Annotated in this window: 5 protein-coding genes; all 5 read right to left on the bottom strand. The window is 68.9% G+C overall.

What is annotated here, in order from left to right:
• Positions 1-213: 213 nt before the first annotated feature.
• Positions 214-1,470 carry an enterobactin transporter EntS gene (gene entS / locus WAX14_RS01615; protein ID WP_422626350.1) on the bottom strand — a complete coding sequence of 419 codons (1,257 nt, stop codon included), beginning with the start codon at positions 1,468-1,470 and terminating at the stop codon, positions 214-216.
• A 10-nt stretch (positions 1,471-1,480) separates the two neighbouring features.
• On the bottom strand, positions 1,481-1,702 hold the full coding sequence (locus WAX14_RS01610) for a phosphopantetheine-binding protein (RefSeq protein ID WP_422626349.1): 222 nt from the start codon (positions 1,700-1,702) through the stop codon (positions 1,481-1,483).
• A 15-nt stretch (positions 1,703-1,717) separates the two neighbouring features.
• Entirely contained in the window at positions 1,718-15,571 is a 13,854-nt protein-coding gene (locus WAX14_RS01605) for an amino acid adenylation domain-containing protein (protein WP_422626348.1), read from the bottom strand.
• A gap of 107 nt (positions 15,572-15,678) precedes the next feature.
• Complete coding sequence (locus tag WAX14_RS01600) at positions 15,679-16,695, bottom strand: ABC transporter substrate-binding protein (protein WP_422626347.1); 1,017 nt, start codon at positions 16,693-16,695, stop codon at positions 15,679-15,681.
• Between the two features lie 97 nt (positions 16,696-16,792).
• A partial coding sequence (locus WAX14_RS01595) for a condensation domain-containing protein (protein WP_422626346.1) occupies positions 16,793-18,030 on the bottom strand: 1,238 nt, incomplete at its 5' end.

Genomic DNA, 18,030 nt, shown 5'->3' with positions numbered 1-18,030 from the left:
GGGATTACGAGACCCGACCCGATCATCATGAGGCGATGGTCCACGTCGCGATGATCGCCACGATGTCACGTCGGCTTGCCCGTTCTGCTTGACCCTCGACCCGGAGTTTTCAGATGCACTCTGAGAGGAACGTTGACGCGCTGGATCCTCCTGCCCCGGGCGTGGTGTCGGTAGCCGACGCTATCGACACCACGTACGGGTCGTGGAACCGCGCTAGGTGACCTCCTCGAGGCGGGAATGCTCCTGTTCGTCCAGTCGCCGGAAAGATTTCAGGACCACGGCGAGGACCGCGGTGAAGGCGAGTCCCGCCGCACCGTATGCGACGAGCGCCATCGACATGGGCACCACCGCCGCGACCGCGGCGGCCGCGATCGCACCGACCGACGCGCCTGCGGTGACCTGCGCCGCCCACACGGCCGCGATGCGACCCCGATATTCGTCGGGGGTGTGCATCTGCACCGTTGCGAACCGGACGATGTCGGAGAGCGAATCACCGAATCCGTGCGCCGCGAGACCGAGCAGAGCGATTACGAGCATGCCCGTCGCGCCCGCACCGACGAGACCGGCAGCGGAGATCGCCATGAGCACGAAGACGACGCGGCCGGACCATCGCACCGACCCGGTCCACCCGCTGGTCATCGATCCGAGCACCGCACCCACCGCCGGTGCCGTGTACAGCAGGCCGACGACGGAGGGACCCGCGCCGAGCACCTCATCGGCGAACGCGGGGATCAGGACCGCCCAGCCGGACAGCAGCATCGCGACGAAACCGGCGATCAGAACACCACCGACGATGCGATTGCGGACCGCGAACCGGAATCCGCTCACCACCGATTCCAGCGGCGATTCCTCGACGGCGCCCGTGGGTGGTAGCGATGGCAGCCGGGTGATGCAGAACGTGGTGACCGCGGTCGCCGCCGCCGCCACCACGTACGCGGACCCGACTCCACCGGCCGCGATGACCACTCCGCCGAGTGCGGGTCCCACCATCGCGCCGAGGTCCGCGGTCAGCGCCATGAGCGCACCGGCCGCGGCGAGTTTGTCCCGTGGGACGAGGCTGGGTGTCACCGCCATCAGTGCGGTCGCCGAGATCCCGCCCGCGATGCCGTCGACCACCGCCGCCGCGTAGATCACCCACAACTGCGGGTCGGGGAGGAAGGCGTTGACGGCGAGCACGGCGAATGCGACCCCGGCGACGCCACGTGCCAGCGCGATCACCGTGCGGCGGTCGAACCGGTCGGCGAGCACCCCGCCGACGAACGTCGCCGCGAACGTGGTGACACCGAGCACCGTCGACACGGCGGCGACGTGCGCGGTGGATCCGGTGACCTGATACACCTGCACCGGGACCGCGACGATGAGGAATCCGATACCGAGCAGCGACACCACGCGCGCGATGAACAGGTACCGGAACTCGCGACTGGTCCGCAGCGGATCGACGTCGATGATGAGTTTGTCGATGATCGTCACCGCACTCGGCTCACTGCCGCGCGAGCAGCGCGCACCACTGCTCGAGGTCCGGTTCGGACGCCAGCGACACGAAGTCGACCTCTGCGCCCGCACCGCGCCAGTGTTCGACGAGCGCCATGAGCCGCACGGAATCGAGACCCTGGTCGACCAGGCTCACGGACGGGTCCAGTTCGTCGAGTTCGACCTCGAGTATCCGGGCGGTGTCGGCCAGGACAGTTACACGATCCAACATGCGTTTCTCCTTCTGCTACAGATGTGTTCGAGTTCCGACGGTCCGTGGTGGCAGGCCCGCCAGATCCGATGCGACCTCTTCCCAGCGCCGCGCCAGCGCGACGAGAGTGTCGGCGTCGACGATTCCCGCGGCCGCCGCGAACTCGCATTCGAGCACCGGACCGTCCGCGGTGTCCTCGGTGATCGCATCGACCTGAAGGACGTGATCGAGCGGGGTGGACGGATCGACGGATCCGCCGATCGATGCCACCTCCGGCGCTGCGGACCAGGGCGCGCCGGAGTCGTCACCGAGGGTCAGCCGGCCGAGATAGTTGAAGATGATTGCGGGACAGCGGTATCCGTCGAATCGCTGCGCCCGTTCGGGGTGCAGCCGACGCAGCACACCGAACCCGATGCCGTTGTCGGGCAACGCTGTTGTCACCGACTCCACAGCGTGCAGCGCAGCCGCGGTATCGACCGGCACCGTACCGGCACCGGCGGCAGACAGGTCCACCGCGATCGGGTAGAGCGCGGTGAACCAGCCGACGGTCCGGGACAGGTCGGCACCCGGCACGACCTGTTCTTCGCGGCCGTGCCCTTCGAGGTCGATCCGCACGACGTCACCGCCGCGCACCTCCGCGACCGCCACAGCCAGCGCCGCAAGCGCGATGTTCTCGACCGAACCCGACGCGAGGACACGTTCGGTGACCTCGACGCGAAGGCGCACCCGGTCCGTGCGGGTAGCGAAGACGGTATCGCGAGTCGCATCCAGTGGGCGGGCGCCCCAGTGTGGTTCGTCGACGGCGAGTGCCCGCTGCCAGTCCGGCCACGACGCGGTGATCCGGTCGGACCGGGCCGCCTCGCACAGTCCGGCGGCCCATACCCGGAAGGGCGTTCCTGCGGCGGTGAGCGCGACGGCAGTGCCGCGGGTCGCCTGCTCGACGGCGTCGGCGAAGTCCGGTACGAGGATCCGCCACGACACACCGTCGACCGCGAGGTGGTGCACGGCGACGAACAGCCGTCCCGGACGATCCGGCCCGAAGTCGAACCAGATCACCTGCAGCATCACACCGGACTCCGGATCGAGTGCGGTGTAAGCACTCTCACGCTCGGTAGCGAACAGCTCGAGCCAGCGCGCTTCGTCCGTGCCTTGTGCGTCGACGCGGCGGACGAGTGTGTCCACGGGAGGCACCGATACCGGAACCTCCCATCGCGGGGTTCCGCCGTCCTCGACGACGAGCACCGACCGCAGCATGTGGTGGGTACCCAGCAGTGCGGCGACCGCGGTCCGCAGCACATCCACGGACAATCCCACCGGTGCGACGAGCAGACGTGCCTGGGAAAACCTGCGTAACCCCACGCCCTGCTCGACGGTGTCCCACACGATCGGCGTCACCGGCACGATGCCGGTGGCGTCGCCTTCGACAGTCGTGGGTATCGCGGTGGGATCGGCAGCATCGATCGCGGCGGCGAGACCCTCGACGGTACGCAATTCGATCACTTGGCGCGTGGAGATCCACAGACCCGCGGCCCGCGCCTTCGATACCAACTGGATCGACACGATGGAATCTCCACCGAGCGCGAAGAAGTCGTCGTCGGCACCGACCCGGTCCAGTCCGAGCACCTCGGCGACGACGGCCGCGAGGGCCACCTCGGTCGGTGTGGTCGGTTCCGTGGCGCCGACGAGCGCCGCGAAATCCGGTTCGGGCAGCGACTTCTTGTCGATCTTGCCGTTGGCGGTGACCGGGAACTCGGCGAGAACCGTCACCGCGGCGGGCACCATGTAGTCGGGCATTCGTGCCGCGACGGACGCGCGCACGGCCGCCGGGTCCACATCACCGTCGGGTGTCACGTAGCCGATGAGGCGGGTGACGCCGCGACCGTCGGTGTGTGCGTTCACCACGGCGTCCCGAACACCGACTGTGGCCGTCAACGCTGCCTCGACCTCGCCGAGTTCGACGCGGTAGCCGCGGATCTTGACCTGGTCGTCGCCGCGGCCGAGGAACTCGAGCACGGTGTCGCCGCCGGTACCCGGCACCCGCCGGACCACATCGCCGGTGCGGTACATCCGGGTTCCGTCACCGGCGAACGGGTTCGGCAGGAACCGGGCGCACGTCAGGTCGGGGCGGCCCAGGTAGCCCCGGGCCACACCGCGACCGGAGATGTACAACTCTCCGGCCACGCCGGCGGGCACCGGCCGCAGCATCGAGTCGAGCACGTAGGCGCCGGCGCCGTGCACGGCGCGGCCGAGGCACGGGGTGTCAGCTCCGGTGACCGCACCGACGAGGGAATCGACGGTGCATTCGGTGGGCCCGTACAGGTTGAACGCCCGGCCGTCGGTGAGTTCCCGCAGCCGACGCCACGACGCCGGGTTCACCGCCTCGCCGCCGAAACCGACACTGGCCGGGCGATAGTCACCGTCGTACAGGCCGGCGGCGAGCATGCGATCCAGGAACGACGGGGTGACCTCGAGGAAGTCGAGTCGATGTTCGAGGGTGTATGCGACCATCCGTTCCGGATCGCGCATGGTGTCGTCGTCGAACACGTGCACGGTGTGTCCGTCGAACAACCACAGGGTGGGCTGCCAGGATGCGTCGAAACCGAACGACCACGCGTGCCCGACGCCGACGGATTCGGTGCCCGCAGCGGCGACGGTGGGCCGGTACAGGTCTGCCCGGTGACTGTCGTACAGGTTGAGCAGGTTCGCATGGGTCACGGCCACCCCCTTCGGAAGCCCCGTCGAACCGGACGTGTAGATCACGTACACCCCGTTGTCCGGGTGCAGCGGTGCGAGCCGGTCGGCGTCGGTGACCGGTGCGGCCGACAGGTCCGCGATGCGATCGGCGGTCGCGGCATCATCGAGTACGACCCGGTCGATGCCCGGTGTGATCGCGGTGATCGTGTCGAGCACCGGCGAGACGGTCACGATCACCCGTGGCCGCGCATCGGCGACCATGTGCGCCAATCGTTCGGTCGGGTAGGACGGATCCATCGGCACGTACACACCGCCCGCGCGGATCACCGCGGTGATCGCCACGAGCATGTGCTCCGAGCGGGGCAGTACCAGCCCGACGACCACCTCGGGTCCGACGCCCGAGGCGATGAGCAGTCGCGCCAGTCGCGCCGACCGCTCCCCCAATTCGGCGAAGGTGAGCGTGACGCCACCGGCCACGACGGCGGGCACGGCGGGAGTGCGTTCTAGCTGCGAATCCAGCAGTGCTGCCATCGTTGTCGCACCGGTGGTCGGAGCCGGGGCGGTCAGCGACCGCTCGTCCAGCAGTCCTGCGCGTTCCCCTGCGGTGAGCACGTCGAGGTGCGCGACCGTTCCGGGTTGTTCGGCGACGAGCCGGTCCAGGATGTGCACGAGCCGCTCGCCCAGGACGTGTGCGTCGTGATCGCCGAATACGCTGCGCTGGTATTCGAGACCCAGGTGGAGGGTGTCCTGCATGCCCGCGACGAGCACGAGCGGATAGTTGGTGGCGTCGGTGCCGTCGACCGATGTCACCCGCACACCGCCGTCGCGTTGTGCCCGGTCGAGGGCGTCCCGGTCGACGGGATAATTCTCGAACACCAGGAGCGTGTCGAACAGTTCGCCGACGCCCATCGCGCGCTGCACGTCGGGCAGCCCGATGTGCTGGTGGTCCATCACCGCGTTCTGTTCCGCCTGGATGCGGGTGAGCAATTCCGCGATCGTCTCGGCGGCGTTCATCCGCACCCGCACCGGCACCGTGTTGATGAACAGGCCGATCATCGATTCGACGCCGCGCACATCGGGGGTGCGGCCGGAGACGACGGCACCGAACACGACGTCCGTGCGGCCGGTCAGCGCCCCGAGCAGTACACCCCACGCGGTCTGCACCACGGTGTTGACGGTGACGCCGCGGGCACGGCAGGCGACGCGGATTCGTTCGGTCAGCTCGTCGGGCACCGGAACGGTGATTTCGCCGGGGAGTTCGGCCCGGAGCGACGATCCGGCCGGCGCGATGCGGGTCGGTTCGTCGATGCCGGCGAGGGCACCGCGCCACGCCTGCACGCCGGCGTCGGCATCCTGACCGGCGAGCCAGTCGAGGTAGTCGCTGAACGGAGCGACCGCGGGCAGCGCACCGTCTGCGCCTCCGGCGGCGTAGATCTGCAGCAGTTCCTGCATGAGCAGCGGCGTCGACCAGCCGTCCGCCACCAGGTGGTGCATCGTGACGACCAGCCGGGACCGGGCCGAGGCGAGTGTCAGCAACGCGAATCGCACCAGTGGTGCCGCCGCCGGGTCGAATCTCCGATCACGTTCGCGTACAACAATTTCGGCGGAATCGACGTCCGGGTCCAGACGTTCGGCGAGGTTCACCTCGGTCCACTCGGGGTCGGCGGCGCGCAGGACGACACCGACGGGCTCACCGGAGCCGGCGGTGCGGTAGCCGGTGCGCAGTACTGCATGGCGGGCGACGAGTGCCCGCGCGGACCGGCGCAGTGTTGCCGCGTCGAGTTCGCCGTCGAGATCGAGCACCGTCTGCATCGTGTAGACGTCGACGCCGTCGTCGAGACCCGACAGGTAGAACATGCCGCGCTGCAGCGGGGTGAGCGGTACGACATCCTCGATTGTTCCCGTCGCGGCGTCCTCCAACCCGATCAGCTCGCGCAGCGGCAGATTCCGGTTCGTGAGCTCAGCCGGCACCAAGGCGTTCCCGGCCGGTTCGGTGAGCCCGGCCACTGCGGTGAGGACCTGCACCCAGCGGTGTGCGATCGTGTCGAGGGTGGCGGCATCGACGATCCCGGCGGCCGCGTCGAAGGTGCCCTCGAGTTCGGGGCCGCGCTCGGTGTCCTCGGTGACGGCGTTGACGTCGAGGACGTGATCGAGAGGGAAGGACGGATCGACGGTTCCGCCGAGCGCGCCCGCTTCCGGTGCCGACGACCACGCGTCCGCCGCGGATTCACCCAGCGTCATCCGTCCGAGGTAGTTGAACATCACCTCGGGTGCGAGATAGCCGTCGAACCGTTCCGCGCTTCCCGGGTTCATCCACCGCAGCACACCGAAACCGACGCCGCCGTCGTCAACTGTTCGCGATGCCTGCTTGACCGCGCGCAGGGCGTATCCGCCCGCCTCGCCACCGTCGAGGGCAGCGTCGACGTCGATTCCGGTCAGATCCACGGTCAGCGGATACAGCGACGTGAACCAACCGACGGTGCGGGTCAGATCGGCGCCGGGGACGAGATGCTCCGCACGCCCGTGCCCTTCGAGGTCGACCCGCACGGTCGCCCCGCCCCGCACCGATGCGACTGCGAGGACCAGCGCCGTGAGCAGGACATCGGTGACACCGGCACCGAACGCTGCGGGTACGCGGGTCAGCAGGGCCTCGGTGACCGGCGACGGAACGCGCACCCGTACCGACCGGGACGTGGACACGGTGTCGACGGCAGGGTCGAGCGGGCGTGCCCCGAGGTTCGGTTCGCGTGCCGCTCGCGCCGCATCCCACGCCGGCCACGATGCGGTGATAGCTTCTTCGGCAGCCACCGCGGACAGGCCGGTTGCCCAACCACGGAAGGACGTGTCCTCGGCCGGAACCCGCGGTTCGGTTCCGGTGTGTGCCTGCGTAACCGCGTCGGCGAGTTCCGGAACGAGGATGCGCCACGACACGCCGTCGACGGCCAGGTGGTTGATCATGATCAGGACCCGGCCGGCGGTGTCGGGTCCGGCGTCGAAGAACACCGTCTGCATCATGGCGCCGGCGGACGGGTCGATCCGCATCACCGCTGCGACGCGTTCCGCAGCGAACAGGCGATGCCAGTCGTCACCTGTCACACCGGCAGCGTCGACCCTCCGCACTTCGGCCACAGCGGGATTTTCCGGTATGTCCCAACTTATTTCACCGCGCACGACCGTGAATCGTGACGCGAGGACCGGATGGGCCCGCACGATCGCCGCGACCGCCCGGTCCAGAATGTCGGCGGTCAGGCCGATCGGTGCGATCAGCAGCCGCGCCTGGGTGAAGCCGTCGAAGTCACCTCCGTCGGCGAGAGTCTGGGCGACGATCGGGGTGACGGGGACGTCGCCGTACGCGGGCACGATCACCGTGCCGGCATCGGCGGCCGGTTCCGGCGACGCATCGACGAATGCGGCGAGTCGTTCCGCCGTGCGATGTTCGAACACGTGACGCGCGGTGATCCGGACACCGGTCGCGCGCAGTCGCGTCACCAACTGGATCGAGACGATCGAATCGCCGCCGAGCGCGAAGAAGTCGTCCTCGATGCCGACCCGGTCGAGGCCGAGCGCATCTGCGAACGCCGCGGTCATCGCTGCTTCGGTGCTGGTGCGTGGCGCACCCGTGCCGACGAGCACGGCGAAGTTCGGTTCCGGCAGTGCCTTACGGTCGATCTTGCCGTTCGGCGTCAGCGGCAACGCCTGCACCGACAGCACCGTCGCGGGCACCATGTAGTCGGGCATTCGGTCGGCCATCGTCGCCCGCACTGCGGCGGTGTCGATGCCGTCGCCGGCAACATACCCGACAAGACGCGTCACCGCGCGGGTGTCGGTGTGCGCGACCACCACACAGTCCCGGCCGCCGGCAGCCGCGGCGAGGGCTGCCTCGACCTCACCCAGTTCGATGCGATAGCCGCGGATCTTGACCTGATCGTCGTCGCGGCCGACGTACTCGAGTTCACCGATGTCGTTCCAGCGCACCATATCCCCGGTGCGGTACATGCGGGCTCCGCTTCCCTGGAACGGGTTCGGAACGAATCTTCCGGCCGTCAGGCCGGGGCGTCGCAGGTAGCCGCGGGTCACACCCGTACCGGCGACGTACAGTTCACCGGCGATACCGGGTGCCACCGGGCGCAGCCAACCGTCGAGGACGAACAGCGCTGCTCCCGGAACCGGTCCACCGATCCGCACCGTCTCCCCCGAGATCCGTGCGTACGCGGCATCCACCGTGTTCTCAGTCGGACCGTAGCAGTTGTACGCCTCCACATCGGCGGTGGCGAGCCGCTGCCACAACGCCGGGGCGACGGCCTCGCCGCCGACAGTGAGCGCGGTCGGTACCGCGGCACCGTCGAGCAGACCCGCATCGAGCAGTCGGGCCATCAGCACCGGCACCGTATCGACGTAGTCGATGCTGTGCCGGCGCACGTAGTCGACGACGGCGTCCGGGTCCGCGCGCTGCTCGTCGTCGAGGATGTGCACGCCGTGCCCGTCGAACATCCACGTCAGTGCCGCGATCGACGAGTCGAACGCGAACGGATACGTCAGCAGTACTCGCCACGGCCGCGTGGTGGCGCCGCCCATCACGGTGGCGCGCTGCGCCGCGTGCAGGTCCAGCAGATTCGCATGGGTGACCGCAACACCCTTCGGTGTGCCGGTCGACCCGGACGTGTAGATCACGTATACGGTGTTTTCTGCCCGCAGCGGAGCGACCCGGTCATCGTCGCAGAGCGGCGCGGCAGGCAAGGCGGCGAGCGCATCGCACACCGCCACATCATCGAGCACGATCGTGTGTACGTGCCCGGTACCTGCCGCACCGAGCCCTGCCGCACCCGCAGCGGCCACGGCGGTGGTCGTCACGATCACCGCGGGCCGAGAGTCGGACACCATGTGCGCCAGCCGATCCGCCGGATAGGCCGGGTCCATCGGCACATAGGCGCCACCCGCGCAGATCACCGCGGTGATCGCCACGATCATCTGTTCGGAGCGCGGCAACGCGAGACCGACGACCCGATCCGGCCCGACGCCGGACGAGGCGAGCAGCCGGGCGAGCCGCGCCGACCGCTCCCCCAGTTCCGCGAATGTCAGCGTCGTCCCGCCCGATACGACGGCGACGGCCCCTGGTGTCCGCTCGACCTGCGCGGCGAACAGGTCCGCGACGTTCTCCGCTCCGGTCCGCGGCGCCGGGTCCGCGACTGCCCACTCGCCGAGCACACGCGCACCGACGGCACCGGGCAGCATCGGCACGGAAGCGACCACGCCCGATCCGCCCGCGAGCGCCTCGAGGATTCCGACGAGGCGCTCACCCAGTGCCTCGACCTGCGGCCGGTCGAAGACCGCTCGCTGATGATCGAGAGTGAGAACGAGACGGTCCGTCAGTGCCGCGGTCAGTGTGAGCGGATAGTTGGTCGCATCCGCACCGGTGATCGCGGAAACCCGGATGCCGCCGTCGTTCTGGGCGCGTTCCAGCGCATCCCGATCGATCGGATAGTTCTCGAACACCACGAGGGTGTCGAACAATTCACCGACGCCGATGGCGCGTTGAATGTCGGAGAGACCGACATACTGGCGGTCCATGAGGCGGTTCTGCTCGACCTGGATGCGCTGTAGCAATGCCGGCACGGTCTCGCGTGGATCGACCCGCACCCGTACGGGCACCGTGTTGATGAACAGGCCGATCATCGATTCCGTGCCCGCGACGTCGGGGACACGACCGGAGACGACGGCACCGAACACGATGTCGGCGCGGCCGAGGACCGACCCGAGCAACAGACCCCACGCGGTCTGCACGATCGTGTTGGTGGTGACGCCGAGTTCCCGGCCACGCGCGCGGATGCGGTCGGTGAGATCTGCCGGAACCGGCACCGGAACCTCGCCCGGAAGTTCGGCCTGCAGGGCCGTGCCTGCGGGCGCGACGAGGGTCGGTTCGGTGACACCGTCGAGTGCGGTGGTCCACTCACGGAGCCCCGCATCACCGTCTTGCCTGTTCAGCCACGTGAGATAGTTCGTGAACGGTGCAACCGGAGGCAGAGCCGAGGCGTCACCGCCGGCCGCATAGATCTGCAGCAATTCCTGCACCAACAACGGTGTCGACCAGCCGTCGAGCAGCAGGTGGTGCGCGGTGAACACCAGTCGGGTGCGGGCCGGCGAGAGGGCCACGGCGGTGAACCGCACGAGCGGCGCCGAGTCGGCTGCGAAGCGCCGGACCCGGTCGTCGTCGACGACATCCTGAGCCAGCGCTGCCGGATCGGCGCCGGCGGACACGTCGACCACGTCGAACGGGCACGGCACAGCACGCGCCACAACGCCGATCGGTGTCGTCGAGGACATCCGGAACCCGGTGCGCAACACCGCATGACGCGCCACGAGTTGCTCGACACTGCGGCGCAGGACACCGAAATCGATGTTCCCGTCGAGGTCGAGCACCGACTGCATGGTGTAGACATCGACACCGTCGGTGTCGAGTCCGGACAGAAAGAACATGCCGCGCTGCAATGGTGTCAGCGGTACCACGTCCTCGATACCGCCGGGCACCGTCTCATCGAGGGCGAGAAGTTCGTCGACACCGATTCCGGTCGCGGTCACTTCGTCGGGGATCGGAGCGATCCTGCCGGGGAGGCCCCCGGCGATCGCGACGAGAACATCGATCCAGCGGTCGGCGATGAGCCGAACCGTGGCTTCGTCGAGCAATCCTGTCGCAAAACGGAATTCGGCGCTCAGCACCGCTCCGTCCGGCCCGTCGTCGGTGACCGCGTCGACGGACAGGACATGGTCGAGTGGGACCGCACCGTCCACCGAACCGCCGAGCGATCCGGCTTCCGGCGCACCGGACCAGGCTCCGGCCGCCGTTTCCCCCAGCGTCAGCCGTCCCAGGTAGTTGAACAGGACCTCGGGTGCGCGATAGCCGGCGAACCGGTCCGCCGTGTCCGGCACGAGGTGCCGCACCAGACCGAATCCGATTCCGTTGTCGGCCACGGTGCGCAGCGATTCCTTGACGTGCGCCACCGCACGGGTCAGGGCCGTGCCTGCCGTCGCGTCGCGTCCGTCACCACCGAGGTCGAGCAGCACCGGGTAGAGCGTGGTGAACCAGCCGACCGTCCGGGACAGGTTCACCCCCGGCACGATCTGTTCTTCGCGTCCGTGTCCCTCGAGGTCGATTCGTAGCGACGATCCGCCGCGCACGGATGTCACCGCGACGGCAAGCGCGGTGAGCAGCACATCGGGGACGGCGGCACGCATTGTGGCGGGAACAACGGTCAGGATCCGGTCGGTGACGTCCGCAGGGAGCCGAACCTCGACGGATGCGGTGGTCGAGACGGTGTCGCGGAGCGGATCGAGGAGTCGGCTACCGAGAAGTGCGCCACCGGCGTCCGTGCCGGCATCGATCGCACGCTCCCAAGCCCGCCACCACGACTCGGCGCGCTGTGTGTCCGTGGCGGCGGCCTCCAGTCCCGTCGCCCAATCACGGAACGAGGTCCCGACCGGTGACAGCGCGGCGGGTGCACCACGACGGGCCTGTTCGACGGCGGCGGCGAGATCCGGCACGATGATGCGCCACGACACGCCGTCGACGACGAGATGATGCACGACCACGAAGATTCGTCCGGCAACGTCCGGTCCGCGATCGAAGTGGACGACCTGCGCCATGACTCCGGCGGCGGGATCGAGCGCATCGAGTGCGACTTCCCGCGCCGCCGCGAAGACCGCGCGCCAACGGTCGTCGTCGAGTCCGGCGGCGTCGATACGGCGAACCATTGCTGCCGGGTCCGGCACCTCGCCCGGGACGGTCCACGAGGCCGCACCGTCGACGACGGAGAAGCGGGACCGCAGCATGGGATGGGCGTCGAGCAGCGCACCGAATCCGGCGGCGAGATCCGTCGTCGTCAGCCCCATCGGGGCGATCATCAGCCGCGACTGGCTGAACCGCCGAAGGACACCGGCCGAATGAGCGAGGGTATCGCGCACGATCGGCGTGAGCGGTACGTCGCCGACCGCTGCGACGGACGCGCGTACCGGCGTCGATGTGCCTTGCTCATCGCACGCAGCGGCGAGGGCAGCGGCCGTCCGCAATTCGAACACCTGCCGCGCGCTCACCTGCATCCCTTCGGCGCGCAGCCGCGTGACGAGCTGGATCGAGACGATGGAATCACCACCGAGGGTGAAGAAGTCGTCGTCGACGCCGACCCGGTCGAGGCCGAGCACCTCCGCGATCACCGTGCAGAGCGCCTGCTCGGCGGTGGTGCGCGCCGCACCGGATCCGGTCAGGACACCGAAATCCGGTTCCGGCAGCGCCGTCCGGTCGACCTTTCCGTTCGCGGTCAGCGGGAGCAGGTCGACGGCGACGACGAGCGCGGGCACCATGTAGTCGGGCAGCAGTCGCGCGAGTTCGGCTCGGGCGGCGACACCGTCGATGCCGGTGCCGGTGGCGTAGCCGACGAGCCGGGTGATCCCGCCGTTGTCGGTGTGGGCGATGACGACGGATGTTCGCACCCCCCGTTGCGCGTCGAGCGCGGCTTCGATCTCTGCGAGTTCGACACGGAATCCGCGGATCTTGATCTGGTCGTCGTCGCGGCCGACATACTCGAGGCCGCCGTCCGCCCGGAACCGCACGATGTCCCCGGTGCGATACATCCGGTCGCCGGCCGGGCCGAAGGGGTCGGCGACAAAACGCTGTGCGGTGAGCCCGGTCCGGTCCAGATATCCTCGGGCAACTCCGTTTCCGGCGATGTGAAGCTCACCCGCGATACCGGGGCGGGTGGGCCGCAGCCAGTTGTCGAGAACATACAGTCGGGTGCCCGGTGTCGGCCCGCCGATCGTGACGGTCGTGCCCGCGATGCGCGCGTAGGTGGCGTCGACGGTGCATTCGGTAGGGCCATAGCAGTTGAATGCCTCGACCCCGGACCCCGCGAGTCGCTGCCACAGCGCCGTTCCGACCGCTTCACCGCCGACGGTGACCTTCGCGGGTCGGTGTGCATCCACATCGAGCAGTCCGGCGTCGAGCAACCGGTTCATGAGGACGGGTACCGCGTCGACATAGTCGATCCGGTGCAGGCGCACGTAGTCGACGATGAACGGCACGTCGGTGCGGTGCTCGTCGCCGAGAATGTGCAGGGTGTGCCCTTCGAACATCCAGGTCAGCGCGGCGACGGCGGAGTCGAATGCGAACGGGTAGGTCAGCAGCACCTGCCACTGCCCGTCCCGCGGCTCGCGGAGTCCCGCGGCCATCATCGAATCACGCTGCGCGGCATGCAGGTCGGTGAGATTGGCGTGCGAGACGACAACGCCCTTCGGGGTACCGGTCGAGCCGGACGTGTAGATGACGTAGGCGGCGTGGCCGGGCCGCAGCGGAGCGCGACGATCCGCATCGGTGAGCGGCGCGGCGGCGAGCGCGGCACGGGCGGTCTGCACCACCGGGTCGTCGAGCACGAGCACATCGACGCCGTCGAGGACGTCACCCCGTGTCGCAGCCACGGCCGCGGTGGTCACCACCACCTTCGGTGCGGCGTCGGTGATCATGTGCCGCAGCCGATCCGCCGGATAGGACGGGTCGAGCGGGAGATACGCGCCACCCGCGCAGAGCACCGCGCTGATCGCCTCGATCATCGCCGTGGTACGCGGCAGTGCCAGCCCGACCCGGTCGTCGGCCCCGACCTCGCGCGCGACGAGCAGTCGCGCGAGTTGCGCGGACGCGGCGCCCAGTCGTGCGAAGGTCACGGTGTCGTCGCCGCAGATCACCGCGGTGCCGCTGGCGCGCGGATGGAATCGCGTGGCGAGAATGTCGGCGATCGTGTCTGCCGCGACGGGCCGTGCGGGTGTCGCGGACCAGTTTCCGACGATGAGGTCTCGCTCCCTCGCCGGCAGCACCGGCAGCGCGGCGACCCGTGTGTGCGGGGACTCGGCGAGGGCGTCGAGGATCGCGATCAGGGCCGAGCCGAGGGACTCGGCCTCGTAGGGGGTGAACATGCCGGGGCGGTAGTCGAGTTTGACGACGAGGGTGTCCGAGACACCGGCGGTGAGCACCAGGGGGTAGTTCGTCGCGTCGCGACCGGCGACCTCGGCGATGCGGATGCCGCCGTCGCGTTGCGCACGATCGAGTGCGTCCCGGTCGACCGGGTAGCTCTCGAAGACGGTGAGGGTATCGAAGAGTTCCCCGATTCCGGTGTCCCGCTGGATATCCGACAGTCCCAGATATTGGTGATCGACGGTGCGTGACTGGGCGAGCTGTACGGAACGCAGCAGTTCCGCGACGGTGACGTTCGGGTCGAGGACGATGCGGACCGGGACCGTGTTGACGAACAGACCGACCATCGATGCGACACCCGCGAGTTCCGGTGGGCGTCCGGAGACGACCGCCCCGAACACTATGTCGAAGCGGTTGAGCATTCCCGACAGCAGCAGCGCCCAGGCCGTCTGCAGAACGGTGTTGAGGGTGACACCGGCGTCGCGGGTCACGGTGGTGAGCCTGCCGAGCAGGTCGGCGGGCACATCGACGTCGAGGGCATCGCACTGCTGCCCGGCTCGGGTGGATCCCGGGGGTGCGACCAGGCTCGGTTCCGTCAGGCCGGTGAGGGTTTCACGCCACAGGTTCCGGGCGGTGTCGCGGTCCTGGCGGTCGAGCCAGGCCAGGTAGTCCCGGTACGGTCGCACCGGCGCCAGCGTCACCGCGGTTCCACCGGCCGCATAGATCTCCAGCAGTTCACGGACCAGGATCGGGGTGGACCAGCCGTCGACGACGACGTGATGGGCGGTGAGCACGAGCCGCACATCATCGGCGTCGACGCGGACGAACAGCCACCGCACCAACGGCGGCTGGGTGAGATCGAACCAGTCCCTCAGGTCGGCGTCCAGTAGTTCCCGCAGACTGCGCTCGATGGCCACTCCGGCACTGGCACTCGCATCGATACTGCGCCAAGGCACTTCGACTCCCTTGACCACCAGACCGGCGGTCCGGCCGTCCTTGCGCGGCCGGAAGCAGGTGCGCAGAGCGGCGTGCCGGTCGAGCAGTGCCTGCGCCGACGCGCGCATCCGGTCCTCGTCCACCGGGCCGGACAATCGGAGCACCGACTGCACGGTGTAGGCGTCGGGCTCGGCGGTGCCGGGCTCACGAGTGGCCCGGTCCGGTGCCGCGACCGTGCTCAGATAGAGCAGGCCCTGCTGCAGCGGCGAGAGCGGAACGATGTCTTCGAGCGCGGTGGGGCGGGTCATGGCTGCTTTCGTTGACGGGGGAACGTGTCGAACACGACGGGCACGGCCCTCGAGTGTGAAACTCTGAGGGCCGTGCCCGTCGTGGAGCTACCGCAGTCGGATTCGGGTCACTGCGGCGGCTGGTTCGCCGGCAGTTTCTCGAGACCGGCGTCGATCGAGTCGAGCGCGAGCAGTGCCGTCTCGTGGGTCGCGGCATTGGCGTGCTGGATACCGACGATGTTGCCTGCCTTGACCGCGGGCAGGTTCTGCCACAGCGGCGAATCGAACACGGCCTGCAGTTCGGGGGTGATCGAGCCGTCCGGCTCGATCCCGAAGATGATCACGTCGGCTTCGGCGAGGTTCGCGGGCATCAGCTCGAGCGAAAGATACTCGCCGTGGACCTCTTCGGGGTCGACGGGCTCACCGTAGAAGGTGAGGCCGAGGTCGTCGAACAGGTTCGTGGTGTACGACGACGCGTATTCGCGGAAATACTCACCCGGTTCGGTGCCGCACACGCTGCACAGGCCCGCGAACTTCAGTCCGCCGAGAGTTCCGGCGTACTTCGCGGCGATCTCCGCGGCGCGCGCCTCGTACTCGTCCGTGAATGCTCCGTAGGTATCGGACACACCGGCGGCATCGGCGAACTGTTCGCCGAGTTCGCGCCACTGGCCGGGATCGGTGGGACCGAGGAACACGACCGGCGCGAGCGCCTCGAGCTTGCCCATGTCGAGTTCTTCCTGAGCCCGGGCCGGGACACCCATGATGATCAGGTCCGGCCGGGCGGCGGTGACGGCCTCGTAGTCGAGTTCGGTGGCCGACGCGTCCGGCGCAACCTTCGGCAGCGCCTCGTAGGCGGCGAGCGTCTCGGCGTCCATGTTCTCGGTCTCCCGGGTCCATTCGCACACGGCCGCGAGGTTCGCACCGGCCTGGATGAGCGGGAGGACCGCGTAGCCGCACGCCACGATGCGCTGCGGTTCCACCGGAATCTCGACCGTACCGTTCTGGGCTTCGAAACTGCGCAGGGCAACTTCGCTGTCGGTGCTGTCGCCACTGTCGCTGCTGCATCCCGCCAGCCCGGCGACCAGCACGGCGGCCGCTCCGAGGGCCAAGGCGCCGCGCGCCCCGCGGCGTTCAAAGAACCGCATCACGTTTCTCCCACAATCGTCTCGTTGCCGGGGCGACCACCGCCCCGATACCTTTGGGTAGGCTAACCGAAAATACTGGTCAGACAAAGCGCTCAATTCACCCGAACTCGAGCGAGAACTCGTCGATCTCGGACTGATCCAGCCCGCCGAGGGTCAGATCCGAGGGGGTGAACCCGCCCGCGTCGTCGGCCGATGCGTGCCCGGCGAGCGCACCGAGCGCCGCGACCCAGTTCCCGGCCAACTCCGCGACGGTCTGCTCCGACACGAGCCCCGGGCTGTACCCGAAGGTGCCGCGCAGGACCGGCCCGGCCGGAGTGTCCTCGGTGAGCACCCCGATCTCGACGGCATGCGAAACCGGCATGTCGGCCTCGGTCGCGCCGCCGAGCGCCGAGGACTCCGGAGCACCGGACCACGGCCCGCCCTCGGCTTCCCCCAGTGTGAATCGGCCCAGGTAGTTGAAACCGATGTCCGGCGGAGGCGCAGCATCGAACGCGGTCGCTCCCTCTGCGTCGAGGTGCCGCAACATGCCGAATCCGATTCCGCTGTCGGGTATTTCGCGAAGCTGCTCCTTGATTCGTTTGAGCGCCTCACCGGCATCGCCGGAGCCGGTGAACGCGCGGGCGACGTCGACTCCGGTCACATCGATCCGCACCGGATACAACGACGTGAACCAGCCGACGGTGCGCGACAGATCGGCACCGGGAACGACCTGTTCCTCACGTCCGTGGCCTTCCAGGTCCACGACGAGCGCCCCCGGCCCGCACGATCGTGCGGTCGCCAACGCGAGTGCCGTGAGCAGCACGTCGTCGATCCGGGCGTGGAAGCGCTCCGGGACGGTGGTGAGCAACGTCCCGGTGACCGTCGAGGGCACTTCGACGTGCACGACGGCGGTGCCGGACATCGTGTCCCGGCTCGGATCGATCGTCCGCGAGGCGACGCGAATCCGCCCGTCCACGGCGGTCATCCGCCGCCACAACGCTGCTTCTCCCCGCCGCGCAGGTACCGCGGCGAGAAGACTTCTCGCCCAGACACGCAGCGGCGTCCCGGACCGGACGGGCACCGTGCCCGCAACCGCCTCGGCGAGGTCCGGCACCAGAATCCGCCACGACACCCCGTCGACGACGAGATGGTGCACGGCGATCAGGACCCGCCCTTCCGCACCCGGTCCGGCGTCGAAGAACACGACCTGCACGAGCACGCCGGATGCGGGATCGAGGCGGGCGTACGCCTCCTGCGTCGCGGTGACGATCGTCGTGGACAGGTCGTTTGCGCAGTCGATGTCGTTGTGGGAGCAATTGTTGCAGGAGACGTCGATGCGGGAGACCACGTCGGCCG

The sequence above is a fragment of the Rhodococcus sp. (in: high G+C Gram-positive bacteria) genome (assembly GCF_049299235.1).
GTDB lineage: Bacteria > Actinomycetota > Actinomycetes > Mycobacteriales > Mycobacteriaceae > Rhodococcus.
The sequence above is the reverse complement of the archived record's forward strand: the minus strand, read 5'-3'. Positions and strand labels throughout refer to the sequence as shown.

Bases quoted from the DNA above. Each gene is read 5' to 3' on its own strand.
- WAX14_RS01610 (WP_422626349.1), bottom strand. From the start codon at position 1,702: ATGTTGGATCGTGTAACTGTCCTGGCCGACACCGCCCGGATACTCGAG.
- WAX14_RS01605 (WP_422626348.1), bottom strand. From the start codon at position 15,571: ATGACCCGCCCCACCGCGCTCGAAGACATCGTTCCGCTCTCGCCGCTG.
- WAX14_RS01600 (WP_422626347.1), bottom strand. From the start codon at position 16,695: ATGCGGTTCTTTGAACGCCGCGGGGCGCGCGGCGCCTTGGCCCTCGGA.